The sequence below is a fragment of the Mucilaginibacter sp. P4_E8 genome, assembly GCF_056401495.1.
Genome location: NZ_JBFUJG010000012.1, coordinates 61,734 through 76,388, shown reverse-complemented (window position 1 = coordinate 76,388; position 14,655 = coordinate 61,734). Strand labels below are relative to the sequence as shown.

Below are 14,655 nucleotides of genomic sequence, written 5' to 3'. Positions count from 1 at the left end.
TAATAAGGAGCGCACTTATTATATAGTTGGCGATATTGATGAAACATGGATATAATCACCCACCTGGCTTTAGGCGCTTGCTCCACCGAAGTTTTATTGACCAAAAAGCTGGGCAAAAAGGGCCTGATCTGGGGTGCATCGGCTCAGGTGTTGCCCGATATAGATACCCTTCCTGCCTTATTTTTACCTGCAGACCAATCCCTGCTGATCCATCGTGGTCTAACGCATTCCTTTCTATTCGCGTTGATTGCAGGAATATTTCTGGCATTCACGGTGCAGAAAATCTATAACCAGGCAGGTTTATCGTATACCGCACTCCTCTTTTTCTTTTGCTTCCAGTTCACGCTTCATGACCTGATTGATACCTGTAACAGCTATGGCACAGGCCTTTTGGAGCCTTTCCGTCACCAGCGTTTTTCCATCAATTTGTTATATGTGGTCGATCCGCTGCTTACGGCCGGATTGCTGGTTGGAAGCCTCGTCTTAATTTTTAAATGTACCCTGTATCCGCACCGAAAAAAATGGGCCTGGGCCATGCTCATCATTTCTGGCTGCTATACAGGCTTTGCAGCTATCAATAAAGTTTATGTTAACGGTAAGATCAATCATTCTTTTAAGTCACAGCAAATGAACGCAGCCGGCTATTTTACTACGCCGGCGCCATTCAATTGTATGCTGTGGTACCTTGTCGTGGCCGCCGATGGTGGTTATTATACGGGTTACAGTTCCGTATGGGATGATCCGCAGCAATCGGTCCGGTATGAAAAGCWTCTTAAAAATGATTCCTTGAATGTTAAGATCGGGGATAAAAGAGTACTACAGCATTTAATCACCTTTGCCGACCCATATTATACCCTTTCACAAACTGGCAGTTCCTTGTATTTAAATGTGTTAAGATTTGGGCAGGTACAAGGCTGGCGGATGCCCAATGCCCCATTTGTGTTGAGCTATCCGCTAACTGCCAGTGGCAACCAAACGGTGTTATTACAGAAGGGCAGACTGGCTGGATGGAACAAAAGCTCCCTGGAAGCTTACATCAGACGGATAGCAGGCAATACACCATGAAGCATATGACTAAAAATAGCTATTATATTATAAACGGCATTACCCTCTATCGGATGATAGCCGTACCATTTCTTATTTATCTGGCAGTTACACATCAATTCAACACATTTAAATGGCTGCTTGCGCTCAGTTTTTTTACTGACGCCATAGATGGATATTTTGCACGCCGGTATAAAATTATAAGTGCATTTGGGGCGAGGATAGACTCTATTGCTGATGACTTAAATATTATTGCCGCTATAATTGGCATGTTCATGAAAAATTCCGAATTTCTTTTAATGGAGATCATACCAATTATAATTTTACTTGTACTTTATCTTTCGCAAAACACTTTGGCTTTCATCAAGTATCGCAGGATGACCAGTTATCATACCTATATAGCTAAAATTGCCGCGGTATTCCAGGGAATTTTCCTGATCACTTTTTTCTTTTTTTCGCCCGTTTATTGGTTGTTCTATCTCACCATTATCCTCACCGGAATAGATCTGATCGAAGAAATCCTATTGACCCTCCTGCTCCCCGATTACCGGACCAATGTAAAAGGCTTATACTGGCTAAAAAAAAGCGAAAATTAATGCCTGTGCAAACCACGCCCAACCAGGAAAAACAAACAGTACCATAAATTCTTTCGCTTTGGCATCAATCAATTCTTTGTGTTATAACCCGAATAACGCCCTATATCTGTTAAATCTAACTATTATCAAACCCTCTATAATAACGGTAAAATTCATTTTCATAGGTTTCCGGCAGTGGCATTGAGGAATCATATTCCGGACTGTTCTTTACGGCGTTTACCGTGATATTGACATCAACCGAAGATTCTTCCCATTTCACCTTATTGATCCACTTGGGACTGATCAGGACTTTCTTTCCCGGAAACCAATGTCCTGTATCCACTACGAGGAAATGTACATTCCAGAATTGATCATCAACTATAAAGTCCGCTACGTCCCCTATTTCACCATTCGTAGCATGGATCCGGTAACCCGTAACTTCACTTGTACTCCGCAAGTGTGGATCAACCGGTTCTTTTTGGTCAGATGCCGCCAATATCCTTTCTTCAAACGGTATCCTTGATTCAGCCATACCCGACAAACCCATGCCGCCATAAAATCCAACGCCGACAGGACCATAATATGGCCAGCCATCAATGACTGTAAAGTTCAATTTCCTGCTGGCGGGAAATGGTTCTTTCTGTATCTATATCCGGACTGTTTTTAATTTGTTCTTTGGTAAGGTTTACCGGAAAAATTTTGTTTTCCCAGTCCGGTTCTTTTAGAGCCGTTGGGGATATAAGCACTTTACGACCAAACAGCCAGCCGCCTGTTTTTACAATAAGGTAACGTATGGTCCAGGTTTCGTCATCAAAATAAAATTCATCCACTTTACCAAACTCACCATCGGTTGCACCCATACTGAAGCCAACCAAATTTTTCACGTTACGTCTCATCATCCCTCCCTTTAATAGTCTGCATTTAATCTCCCTTTTATATACTTTTTATATGGATTCCCGCTTTAAAGCGATAATTATAGTTTATACCAGCCGGTTATCCAGTTTAAAAATAAAACCTGCAACAGCCGCAATAATTAATATAATCATCAATACCCAAAAGAAGATACCGATTGCCGCAACAGTTATTACCGCCGTTTCCTTTTCTTCCTGGATTTTTTCAGTAGTTGTGTTTTTTYTGATATTACCATTATTCCAWTTGCGAGGGACAGGAGATGCAGGCGTCACGGCTGCGATCAACAGCGCGAATATAATCGCCGCAATCAAGCCAGGCGCCCAATAATATCCCTATACGACAGGGCCTGCCGGCGCTGCCCACTCACCTGCGCTTAAGGAAACAAAAAACAACAGGAAGAAAAACGTCCAGAAGCCGCCCCAGGACTCATTTTTTCATTTTACAGTAACTGGATGCAAGCATTAAATATTTTATATTTAATGGTCCACTCTTATTGCAAATAATTAATTGTCTTAATTTGCAGGTGGTTAAAGATTAATCATGAAAATACTGATCATAGAAGATGAAGTCCGCATCGCCACGCTGGTACAGCAAGGGTTGGAAGAACGGGGGTACCTCACCACTATCGCCTATGATGGTATAACCGGTAAAAAGCTGGCCCTTCAAAATGATTATGATCTGGTGATCAGTGATATTATTTTACCCGGCCTGAATGGGATCGAAGTATGTCGCGAAATCCGTCGGGGCAAGCCCGATCTGCCTGTTATCCTACTTACGGCGTTAGGAACGACCGATGACAAGGTAGAGGGCTTTGATGCCGGGGCTGATGACTACCTGGTAAAGCCGTTTGATTTTCGAGAGCTGCTGGTGCGTATTAGGGCAGTAACGAACCGTAAAAGCGGAAACCAGATGATCCAATCTAACATTTTAAAATACGCCGACCTGGAATTAAACAACCAAACCAAAACAGTTACCCGGTTGGGTAAAACTATAAGTCTTACCCCTAAAGAGCTGAAACTGTTGGAATATATGATGCAAAACAGCGAACGGGTTTTATCCAGGGCCGAAATTGCGGAAAAAGTATGGGATACCCATTTTGATACGGGAACAAACTTTATTGATGTCTATATCAATTACCTGCGAAAAAAAATCGACAAAGACTTTGGCAGTAAGCTCATCCACACTAAATCCGGTTTAGGGTTTATTTTTCAGGAGGAGTCATGACCATACGTAATAAACTCACTTTGCTGTTTACCTCCATCATCGCGGCCTTATTATTGGCCTTTGCATTGGTGGTCTATTTTTCCTTTTCTAAAAACAGAGAGAATGAGTATTACAGTTCGCTGCGCCACACCGCCATTAATAAAGCGAACCTTTTGCTGGATGCCAAAGTGGCTCCTTCAGTCTTGCAGCTGATCTACCGGAACGCTGAAAACTCCTTGTTTAAGGAAGAAGTAGCCATTTATGATACCTCCTTTAATCTATTATATCATGATGCGGTGGATATCGACCAGGTAAAGGAAACCCGGCGGATGATCGATGAGATTGTCCAAAAAAAGGAGATTCGGTTTTACCAGGGGGAGATGCAGGTTGTAGGTATTTTTTACCATCACCATGACCAGGATTATGTGATCACAGCGATAGCCAATGACCAGGGAGGCTATGTAAAACTTCGCAATCTGAAATATACCTTGATCATTTCGTTTTTTGTAGCGGTATTCCTGATCTATATAGCAGGTCATGTCTTTTCGAGCAAAGCTCTAAAACCAGTCTCTGATATGGTGGACAAGGTAGAGGAAATTACCGCTACCAATTTGGACCTGCGTATCGATACCGGAAAGGAAAAAGATGAGATCAGCGAACTGGCGGTTACTTTTAATGAAATGCTGGACCGTCTGGAAAAATCTTTTGACGCGCAAAAGGAGTTTGTATCCAATATTTCGCATGAACTGCGTACCCCGCTTACGGCTATGCTCACCGAATTACAGGTTGCGGTAGAAAAAGAAAGGAGTAACGAATCCTATAAAGCATCCATACATCATGCGATCAGTGATGTGCAGAAACTGGTACGCCTATCCAATAGCCTGCTCGACCTGGCCAAAGCAAACTATGACCGCACAGAGATTTCCTTTAAAGAATTGCGTTTAGATGAAGTTATTTTAGATGCCCGAAGTGATGCCTTACATGACAGGCCAGGTTACAAGATCGATATCAGCTTTGAGCAGGAAATAGAGAATGATGATTTTATTTCTGTTTTAGGCAACGAATATTTGTTGCGGGTAGCCTTTAAAAACCTGATGGAAAATGGTTGCAAATTTTCCAACGCAAACGAAGCTACAGTATCTATCAATTACAGTAATGATAAAACTATTCTACGTTTCATCGATCAGGGTTTAGGTATAAATGAAACCGAACTCCCGCACATCTTTGAATCGTTTTACCGGGGTGCCAACAAACAGTTTGCCGGTGGCAATGGGATTGGATTATCATTAACCAAAAAAATCATCGAATTGCATAAAGGGTCAATAGGCGTCAGTTCTGTGATTGACGAAGGCACTGTGTTTACTATTGAACTACCCCATGTTTAGTGAATCCGCTCTAATGAATTTCTAATTTTTTTCTAATAGTCCTCTAACGGCCCGTTGAAAACAGGCCATCTACCTTTGCGCCGTAAATAATCGCTGTCTGCGGCAGTAATTATTGATTAAGCAAAAGGTCATGAAAAAAAATCTATTCTTCCTAATAGGACTTACCGTCAGCATGTTCCTGATGGCTGCATGCCATCAATCCGAAACTGCTAAAGAAACAAGCGACTATTCTTTATCCGGCGATACGATCCAGGTAACGCCGAACTCCAAACTGGCGGACAAGTTAAAAAAAGACGTGGTTAAAGAGCAATCTTACCGTTTACAGTTGTTAACAGCGGGTACGGTAAAAGCCATCCCGACCCAATATGCGGAGATTGCGCCGCCATTTTCAGGCCGGATCACCAAATCCTATTTAAAACTGGGGATGCGTACAACCCCGGAAACGCCTTTGTTTGAAGTGAGTTCCCCCGATTTTATCACCGCGCAAAAGATCTTTTTTCAGGAGAAATCGCAGCTGCAGCTGGCAGAAAAAACCCTGAAGAGGCAACAGGACCTAACAGCGCATGGTGTGGGTACGCAAAAAGATATGGAAGAAGCCAAGACCGCTTATGAAGTAGAAAAAAAGGAATATGAAAACGCGGTGATCGGTATTAAAATATTTAAGGCCGATCCTGATCATCTGGTTCTGGGCCAGCCACTGGTGGTGCGTTCGCCCATTGCCGGGCAGGTGATTGAAAACAAGGTGGTGCTTGGTCAATTCATCAAAAATGATGCGACCAGCGTGGCAACCGTAGCCGAGCTATCCAAAGTTTGGGTAGCGGGGCAGATCAAGGAAAAAGACATCCGCTTTATTCATGAGCTGGATGAATGTTCTATCCAGATCGCTGCCTTGCCGGAAAAACAGGTCAAAGGGAAAGTTTATCATGTAAATGATATGGTGGATGAAGACACGCGCAGTGTACAGGTACTGATCGAGTGTAACAATGCCGACCGGACCCTAAAGCCGGGAATGTATGTTACCGTAGATTTTGACAATGCCCCTTCCCAGGTTATCCTGATCCCGACGACCGCCGTACTGCAAATGAACGATGAGAGCTTTGTATTTACAGAACCGGCACCGGGAAAATATGTAAAGCGGAAAATTGAAACAGCGAATACCGATCACGACCAGGTGGTCATTAAATCAGGCTTAAAACCAGGCGACCGGATCCTGACCTCTGGTGGCTTTTACCTGCTGGATGCCAAATAAAATATAGCCATCATGAAGAAACTTATTTTTACAGCTATAAACAAACGCTGGCTTTTCGCAGCATTGTTCATCCTGCTGGCCATATTTGGCTATTATTCCTGGACACAGCTATCCGTAGAGGCCTACCCTGATATTGCCGATGTGACCTCGCAGGTAGTGACACAGGTACCCGGCCTTGCTGCCGAAGAGGTGGAGCAACAGATCACCATTCCCGTAGAAAGGGCCTTGAACGGGATGCCGGGCATGCACGTAATGCGCAGCAAAAGTACGTTCGGGCTTTCTATCATCACTATCGTTTTTGAAGATGGTATTGAGGATTACTGGGCCAGGCAACGCATTACCGAGCGCTTGGGCGATGTCACCCTGCCTTATGGCGCACAGCCTGGGTTAGACCCGCTAACCTCACCCATTGGTGAGATCTATCGTTATATCATCGAAAGCAAAAATCATGAGCTGCGGGAGATCACCGATCTGCAAACCTGGACGATTATTCCGCGCATCAAGCAAGTGGCAGGTGTTGCCGATGTGACTAACTTTGGCGGTATCACCACGCAATACCAGTTAGAAGTTGATCCCGGTAAGCTGGAACAATACAAACTGTCCCTTACCGATATACAAACTGCTATCAATAATAACAATGCCAACGCGGGTGGCAGTGTACTTACACGTGGCGACCTGGGTTATGTAGTACGGGGCATCGGCCTGGTAAAAACGTTGGAGGGTTTGGGTAACGTTGTGGTTAAATCTGTAAATGGTGTACCTGTTTTTTTAAAGGATGTAGGTACTTTGAAATACGGCAACCTGGAACGCAAAGGCATTTTAGGTTATACCGACCGTAAAGTAAATTACAGCGAAGGCGATGAAGGCATCGTATTGCTATTAAAAGGCGAAAACCCATCAAAAGTATTAGAGGGCATCCATGCCGCTGTAGAAGATCTGAATAAGAATGTGTTACCCGAAGGTGTAAGGATCAGGCCATACATTGACCGGACCAGCCTGGTTGACACCACCCTGCATACCGTATCGCATACACTGCTGGAAGGCATGACCCTGGTTATTATCGTGCTGATCGTTTTTTTGGGTAACTGGCGTGGGGCATTGATCGTAGCTATCACTATTCCTCTGGCTTTATTAGTTGCCTTTATCCTGATGCACTTTACCCATATACCGGCCAACCTGCTTTCGCTTGGCGCCATTGATTTTGGGATTATTGTAGATGGTGCCATTGTGATGATGGAAACCATTTTAAAAAAGCGGGAAGAAAGTCCCACAGAAGAATTGCAGGAAACTACTATTGGGCAAAGGGCATTGGCCGTTGCCAAACCCATTTTGTTTTCTACCGTGATCATCATCACTGCTTACCTGCCCCTGTTCTCTTTTGAAAGGGTAGAAAAGAAACTGTTTACCCCGATGGCCTTCACCGTCGGGTTTGCGTTGCTGGGTGCATTGGCTGTTGCGCTGTTGCTGATACCGGGGCTGGCTTATGCAGTTTATAAAAAGCCCAGGAAACTATTCCACAACAAATGGTTGGAAAAATTAACCACGGCCTATTTTGAGGGCGGTAAAAAGGTGATGAAAAAACCACAGCAGGTTTTCATTCCTTTGGCCATTGCCTTAATTGGGGCAGTAGTTCTTTCCATCACCGTAGGTAAGGATTTTTTACCCCCTTTGGATGAAGGTTCCATCTGGCTACAGGTACAATTGCCTCCCGGTGTATCCTTACAGAAATCGAAAGAAATGAGTGATACGTTACGGCAGCATACCATGAAGTACAGTGAGGTAACCTATATGATGGTGCAGGCCGGGCGTAATGACGACGGTACCGATCCCTGGACGGCCTCGCACTTTGAATGCAGCATTGGCATCAAACCTTACAGCGAATGGAAGAACGGCAGGACAAAAGCTGATCTAATTAATGACCTGGCTAAAGAATATGCAACCATGCCAGGCTATACGGTTGGGTTCAGCCAGCCGATGATCGATGGTGTAATGGATAAAATTGCAGGTGCACACAGCGAACTGGTGGTAAAAATATACGGGGAAGATTTTAAGGAGACACGCCGTATTGCAGAAAATGTAATGACCACGATCAAGAGCATCAAAGGCGCTGTTGATGTGGCCATTGACCAGGAACCTCCATTACCGCAATTGCAGATATCTGTTGACCGTGATGCTGTAGCACGTTATGGCCTCAACGTAAGCGATGTATCTGAACTGATCGAAGTAGCCATTGGCGGCAAAGCCATATCGCAGGTATTTTCCGGCAATAAAGTTTATGACGTAATCTGCCGTTATAATGAAGAAAGCCGCAACACGCCCGAAAAAATTGCCAACCTGATGCTCACCTCTCAAACAGGGGCAAAAATTCCTTTATCGCAAATTGCAACCGTAAAAACTGCTACAGGCGAAAGCACCATTACAAGGGAATTGAACAAGCGTCATTTGACCGTTAAACTCAATTTACGCGGCAATGATCTGACGGCGTTTTTAAACGAAGCGCAGAGCAAAATTGAAAGTACCATCAAGTATGATCACAACAAATACACGATCAAATGGGGCGGGCAATTTGAAAACCAGAACCGGGCTTATGCCAAGCTAATGGTGATTGTGCCGCTGGCATTGGCCATCATGTTTTTACTGCTTTATGGTGCATTTGGCAAATTCCGTCAGGCGGGATTGATCTTATCCATTGTGCCCCTGGCTTTATTCGGTGGTATGCTGGCATTGAACATCAGGGGTATGACATTGAATGTGTCTTCGGCCGTAGGTTTCATTGCCTTGTTTGGTGTAGCCATACAGAATGGTGTGATACTGATCTCGCACATCAACGACCTGCGGAAAAAAGGATACGATTTACTAAAAGCTGTTGTGGAAGGAGCTGAAGACCGTTTTCGTCCGGTGTTGATGACCGCTACGGTTGCAGCATTGGGTTTGCTGCCCGCGTCGCTGGCAACAGGCATCGGGTCTGATGTGCAAAGGCCATTGGCGACAGTAATTGTATACGGATTGTTTGTAGCAACTGCCATTACCCTGTTTGTGCTGCCGGCCCTGTATTACATGCTGGAAAGCAAATGGGGAAAGGATGATTTTAAACCGGCAGAGCCTCAGAAATAAGCTATAAAGACATGAAAACTAAGAATTTCAATATCATATACCTGCTGTTATTCATCGTAGTAATGAATAATACAAAAGCATTGGCGCAGCAAAGCGTTGATACCTCTTTTGTAAAGATCAAACTGCCGCTTACTACTTTTTTAAGTCTGGTGGGAAAACAGAACCTGGATTATCAGGCTCAAAAATACAATGTAAGTATTGCCGAAGCCGGAATAGAATCTGCGAAAGTATTTCCCGATCCTGAATTATCCTTCGGGGCATTTGATAATCAGAATGCCAGTAAGAAACTGGGTTACGGATATAACGCCGGCCTGAGCACCACGTTGGAATTAGGCGAAAAAAGAAGATCAAGGATAGATCTGGCTAAAAGCCAGGTGGAATTAAACAAAGCCATGTTGGACGACTATTTCCGTAACCTGCGGGCCGATGCATCCCTGGCTTATTATGCCGCCATACAAAACTTTTATATTTTCCAGGTTCAGAAAAACTCCTGGGAGAATATGGATAAGCTGGCCAAAGCCGACTCCATCCGTTTTAAATTGGGTGCTATTACAGAAACCGATGCCCGCCAATCCAAACTGGAAGCCGGTACCTTAAAGAATACCCTATACCAAAATGAGGCCGACTGGAAAACAGCCCTGGTACAACTAAACTTATTAACCGGAAAAGCGCATGCCGATACATTATTTATGCCATCTGGCGGTTTTGATAAACTGGACCGGGATTTTTCATTAGGTAACCTGATTGCCAACGCACAGAATAACCGGGCTGATCTGGTGGTAGCTTTAAACACCAAGACTGCTGCTGAAAAAAGCTTGCAATTAGTGAAAGCTAACCGGACAATTGACCTCGGCATTAACCTCGGGGGTACTTACAATGCAGCGGCTACCAATGAAATAGCACCAACCCCGGCTTATCGTAGTTTGAACGCCGGACTGTCTATCCCTCTGAAATTCTCCAATCACTATAAAGGAGATATTAAAGCCGCACAGTATACTATTAAACAGTCGGCGGTACAATATGATCAGGTGTTGCTGCAAATTCAAACGGAAGTAATGCAGGCCTGGATGAACTACAAAGCCGCGCAGCAACAGGCCACGCAGTTTAAGAATGGTTTACTCACCGAAGCGCAAAAAGTACTGGACGGTAAAACCTACAGCTACAAGCGCGGAGAAACCTCGCTGCTGGAAGTGTTGAATGCGCAGCGTACCTATAATGATGTGCAGCAGAATTACTACCAGGCTTTATTTAATTACGCATCGGCCCTGATTACGCTGGAGCGCTCAGCAGGTATCTGGGATTTACAATAATCAATTGAATCATGAAAAAGAAATTTTACTTAATCTGCTTATCGCTGGTTTTCCTGACCATGTTTTATTCCTGTGAAAAGGATCCCAGCGGTAATGGCAGTCTAATTATTACGGTGTATTATCATAACCAGCCTGTAGCAGGAGCCAAAGTATATTTAAAAATGGGTGTTTACACCAATCCAAACTTTACGGATAACCAGTATGATGACATCCTCACTGCGAATGGCGGTGGTGTTGCTACCTTCAGTAACCTGACACCGGGAAGATATTATATAAAGACCATTGGATATACAAACCAAACAACAGTACAGGGAGATAGTACTGCTACTGTGGTACGCCGCTATAGGGGAGATAATATATCTAACTTTACTATCAATGTACAATAAAGATTACTACAATTAAAAGTGTTAAAGGGGATCTTGTTTAAAGTAAGGTTCCCTTTAACATAATTGCCGCGATACTGAAATAAATCACTAAACCAGTCACATCCACCAGGGTAGCCACAAATGGAGCTGATGAGGTAGCGGGGTCCAGTTTTAATCGTTTGAGTAACATCGGGATCATGGAACCGCTTAATGTCCCCCATAATACAATGCCTATCAGTGAGAAAAAGATGGTAATGGCCATTAATATCCAGTGCTCACCATAATTATACCAATGCAAATACTGCCAAACGGTAATTCTCAGAAAACCGATAGCACCCAATATTGCGCCCAGGCATACACCGGAAAGTATTTCGCGCCGCATTACATACCACCAATCTTTTACGTTTAGTTCTTTTACCGCCATAGCCCTGATGATAAGCGTAGCAGCCTGTGAACCACTATTTCCCCCGCTGGAAATAACCAATGGTACAAACAAAGCCAGTACTACCGCTTTGGCGATTTCTACTTCAAAATAACCCATCGCGGTAGCTGTAAGCATCTCGCTTAAAAATAGTATAATGAGCCATCCCGCACGCTTTTTAATGAGTGAGAAAATTGGTGTATGCACGTAAGGATACTCCAGTGATTCCACACCCCCAAATTTTTGCATTTCACGAGTACTGCGTTGCTCGGCCACCTCCATCACATCGTCTACCGTTACCACACCAAGTAGCAGGTTATCCGTATTAGTTACCGGCAGCACAGTGCGGTCATACTCCTTGAATTTATGGATAGCCTCTTCTGTACTTTCGTCAATATTCAGTTGTAAGCAAACATGATCCATGATATCGCGGATCAGCTTGGTCGGTTCATTTAATACCAGCCTGCGTACAGGTACGTCGTCCAGCAGCTTCCCGTTTTCATCAACTACGTAGATCACATTGGCTGTCACACTATCGGTATGGTTTTTACGTAAATGTTCATTGGCTTCGGCGATAGTCATGCTTTCGGTTATGGTAGCAAAATCCGTATTGACCAACCTCGCTATACTTTGTTTAGGATAATCCAGCATATCCAGGGTCGCCTTTTTGTTTTCGTCATTGAGGTATTCCAGATATTTGGAACGTTCAAGGGCTTTTAGTGAAATAAAAAAGGAATACCGGTCGTCTGAGTTAAGCTTATCCAAAAGGTCGGCTGCTTGTTTTTCTGGCAGATGCTGAATAATTTTAGCCTGTAAAAAATGACCGGCAAAAGGAAAAATGATCATCTTCTTTTTTTCGGAAAAGCCCTCAAAAGAGTTTAGAGCAATGTCAACTGGCAGCGACTTTAAAATTTTGGCAACATCGGAAGGGTGAATTTCTGTTTCTGTCCCCTTATAGAAAAGTGATTTCAGATCGCCATTGATTATTTTATCCTTTATTTCCTTTAAATCCATACCGTAACTTTTAAATGCATACTTATGGGTTTGAAATTAAAACATTTGTGATGAATATAGGATGAAGTTTAACGATATATTACCTAAAGTTTAAAGCGGTTTTCAGCATATAATTTATTGTGGTGAATATTCTAAAAAGCAGTAAATTTCCATAAGAGTTTGAAAAAAATACCCTAATTTTATAAGTGGCATTTTTTGAAACCGTTACAAAAACAGCATTTTAATACTTTAAACAACGATTTTTTATGGATTTTTTTTAAGAAAAAACTCTGCCAAAACTCTGCCAGAAAATCCCCAATATAAAGATTTAGTGCGGGCTGATTCGTTAATATACAACATATTTAAATCAATGAAAGGAAAATTGAAGCTTTGCAATTACTTTCAATAATATTGCAATTTCATCAAAAAAGATATTCCTCTATTTATTGCCTGAGAACATTAGAAGCTCGGGCTATCTTAAGAAAAATCCGGGGATTGAGTTTTATAATTTCCTATTTATGAATTGTTAGTGCGGAATTCGCAACCACATTCATTCGGTTTAAGGCCTTTATTTTTCACTATATTGACCCTCAAAAATATTTGCATAAAAACCTGTGATTATAGACAAACTATTTTCAAGTTTCGATAATTATCTGCCACTTAATACAGCGGAAAAGCACGACCTGGCGGGGCGGGTCATTCAGCGGAAGATTAAGCGGAGGCAATTCATATTGCAGGAAAATGATGTTTGCAGGCATTATACCTTTGTGGCTGAAGGTTGTTTCAAAAAGTTCCAGGTGGATGATAAGGGCACAGAACATAACCTGCAGTTTGCTGCCGAGGGCGACTGGCTTATGGAGATCGTTAGCTTTTATTTCGAAAAGCCAAGCCGTGTTTATATTGAAGCCATGGAACCATCGGTTATATTCCAGATCTCCAAGTCTGATCTTTATCATCTGTATGATAATAATCCCAAGTTCGACAGAAATTTCAGGGTTATTGTAGAAAACCGTTTAGTTGAAACAGAGAACAGGGTTTTACAGGCGATCAGTTCAACGGCCGAGGAACGCTACCTGGCCTTCATGAAGCAATACCCACACTTGCTGTCAAGGCTTCCAAATACACAAATTGCCTCATACTTAGGGATTACCCCTGAGTTCTTGAGTAAAGTTCGTAAAGATCTCCTCAAAAAATAGGCGTTATCCTTAATCTACCTTAACGGTATTTCTTAAGTTACCTTATGTGTTGTTTGAACTATTAGCGACCATCTTTGTCTCGTCATCAATTAATAAAAAAAATGAACGAGATTGAAAAAACCTATGTGTTTATTCCTGGCGGATGGCACGGTGGCTGGGTTTATGACCCGATAACTGAAAGGCTGGAACAGTTAGGAAAAAAGTGTATTTCATTAACCTTACCGGGTCTTGAAACACAATCCGGGATATCAAACAGGATCATAAATTTAGATACGCATATCCAGTTCGTCATAGATGTCTTCTTAAAAGAAAACCTCACTGATGTGATCTTATGCGGGCATAGCTATGCCGGACTGGTTATCACAGGTGTTGCAGATAAAATTCCGGAAAGGATACATGCATTGGTTTATATTGATGCCTACATTCCCAAAGATGGAGATTCCTGCTGGAGTCTGACGAGTGAAGTATACCGACAACGTTTTGTAGCCGGAGCCGGCGATGATGGTTTTGCTGTAGCAGACCGGCCCGGGGTAGACAATCGAAGAAGACCACATCCGCTGGCAACATTCATGCAAAGTTTACATTTGAAAGGGGATTATGAACGAGTTCTTAACCGTACATTCATTTATCTCAGTGGTTGGGAACAGTCTCCCTTTGTCAAACAATATGAGAACTTAAAAAATTCTCCTGATTGGCATGTCGAAGCAATACATTGCGGGCACAATGTGATGAAAGAGCATCCGGATAAATTGGTTGATATTTTATACAGACTGGAAGATAAATATAGTCAGATCTTAAAAAACGACTGCTTACAATAGGACATCGCGAAAATCGGAACCAGCATCATCATTTGAAAAATCAGAAGATGGTCACCTGTATCTACAAAAG

At 42.9% G+C, this 14,655-nt stretch carries 13 protein-coding genes; 10 read left to right on the top strand and 3 right to left on the bottom strand.

What is annotated here, in order from left to right; all coding sequences use genetic code 11:
• Nucleotides 1–45: 45 nt before the first annotated feature.
• Both AC1DRQ_RS07795 and AC1DRQ_RS07790 read left to right on the top strand, forming a co-directional pair.
• Nucleotides 46–1,065 (top strand): metal-dependent hydrolase, encoded by a 1,020-nt coding sequence (locus tag AC1DRQ_RS07795; protein ID WP_477423412.1) that lies wholly within the window; start codon nt 46–48, stop codon nt 1,063–1,065.
• 5 nt (nt 1,066–1,070) lie between these two features.
• Nucleotides 1,071–1,640 carry a CDP-alcohol phosphatidyltransferase family protein gene (locus tag AC1DRQ_RS07790; RefSeq protein WP_477423411.1) on the top strand — a complete coding sequence of 190 codons (570 nt, stop codon included), beginning with the start codon at nt 1,071–1,073 and terminating at the stop codon, nt 1,638–1,640.
• A gap of 115 nt (nt 1,641–1,755) precedes the next feature.
• Here AC1DRQ_RS07790 and AC1DRQ_RS07785 read toward each other — a convergent pair whose 3' ends face one another.
• Nucleotides 1,756–2,232 carry a hypothetical protein gene (locus AC1DRQ_RS07785; RefSeq protein WP_477423409.1) on the bottom strand — a complete coding sequence of 159 codons (477 nt, stop codon included), beginning with the start codon at nt 2,230–2,232 and terminating at the stop codon, nt 1,756–1,758.
• The gene (locus AC1DRQ_RS07780; protein WP_477423407.1) at nt 2,213–2,518 is read right to left on the bottom strand and encodes a PRC-barrel domain-containing protein; all 306 of its coding nucleotides are present in this window, start codon (nt 2,516–2,518) and stop codon (nt 2,213–2,215) included. The genes AC1DRQ_RS07785 and AC1DRQ_RS07780 overlap by 20 nt, the downstream gene beginning before the upstream one ends.
• 553 nt (nt 2,519–3,071) lie before the next feature.
• Between AC1DRQ_RS07780 and AC1DRQ_RS07775 the strand changes: the two genes are divergently transcribed.
• The 6 genes from AC1DRQ_RS07775 to AC1DRQ_RS07750 all read left to right on the top strand — a co-directional run bounded on the left by AC1DRQ_RS07775 (nt 3,072) and on the right by AC1DRQ_RS07750 (nt 11,178).
• The gene (locus AC1DRQ_RS07775) at nt 3,072–3,755 is read left to right on the top strand and encodes a response regulator transcription factor (RefSeq protein ID WP_477423406.1); all 684 of its coding nucleotides are present in this window, start codon (nt 3,072–3,074) and stop codon (nt 3,753–3,755) included.
• Nucleotides 3,752–5,119, top strand: coding sequence for a HAMP domain-containing sensor histidine kinase (locus AC1DRQ_RS07770; RefSeq protein ID WP_477423404.1), 1,368 nt, complete (start codon nt 3,752–3,754; stop codon nt 5,117–5,119). The genes AC1DRQ_RS07775 and AC1DRQ_RS07770 overlap by 4 nt, the downstream gene beginning before the upstream one ends.
• A 130-nt stretch (nt 5,120–5,249) precedes the next feature.
• The gene (locus tag AC1DRQ_RS07765) at nt 5,250–6,368 is read left to right on the top strand and encodes an efflux RND transporter periplasmic adaptor subunit (RefSeq protein WP_477423402.1); all 1,119 of its coding nucleotides are present in this window, start codon (nt 5,250–5,252) and stop codon (nt 6,366–6,368) included.
• Nucleotides 6,369–6,380: 12 nt separating this feature from the next.
• On the top strand, nt 6,381–9,482 hold the full coding sequence (locus AC1DRQ_RS07760) for an efflux RND transporter permease subunit (RefSeq protein WP_477423400.1): 3,102 nt from the start codon (nt 6,381–6,383) through the stop codon (nt 9,480–9,482).
• An 11-nt stretch (nt 9,483–9,493) separates the two neighbouring features.
• The gene (locus tag AC1DRQ_RS07755; protein WP_477423398.1) at nt 9,494–10,792 is read left to right on the top strand and encodes a TolC family protein; all 1,299 of its coding nucleotides are present in this window, start codon (nt 9,494–9,496) and stop codon (nt 10,790–10,792) included.
• Between the two features lie 11 nt (nt 10,793–10,803).
• On the top strand, nt 10,804–11,178 hold the full coding sequence (locus AC1DRQ_RS07750; protein ID WP_477423396.1) for a hypothetical protein: 375 nt from the start codon (nt 10,804–10,806) through the stop codon (nt 11,176–11,178).
• Nucleotides 11,179–11,215: 37 nt separating this feature from the next.
• Here the strand turns inward: AC1DRQ_RS07750 and mgtE are convergent, their stop codons facing one another.
• A complete protein-coding gene (gene mgtE / locus AC1DRQ_RS07745) occupies nt 11,216–12,592 on the bottom strand; it encodes a magnesium transporter (protein ID WP_477423394.1) in 1,377 nt (458 codons plus the stop codon).
• A gap of 593 nt (nt 12,593–13,185) precedes the next feature.
• Between mgtE and AC1DRQ_RS07740 the strand changes: the two genes are divergently transcribed.
• Together AC1DRQ_RS07740 and AC1DRQ_RS07735 are read left to right on the top strand one after the other, a co-directional pair.
• On the top strand, nt 13,186–13,767 hold the full coding sequence (locus AC1DRQ_RS07740; protein ID WP_429393617.1) for a Crp/Fnr family transcriptional regulator: 582 nt from the start codon (nt 13,186–13,188) through the stop codon (nt 13,765–13,767).
• A gap of 101 nt (nt 13,768–13,868) precedes the next feature.
• On the top strand, nt 13,869–14,585 hold the full coding sequence (locus AC1DRQ_RS07735) for an alpha/beta fold hydrolase (RefSeq protein ID WP_477423392.1): 717 nt from the start codon (nt 13,869–13,871) through the stop codon (nt 14,583–14,585).
• The last annotated feature ends 70 nt before the right edge of the window (nt 14,586–14,655 follow it).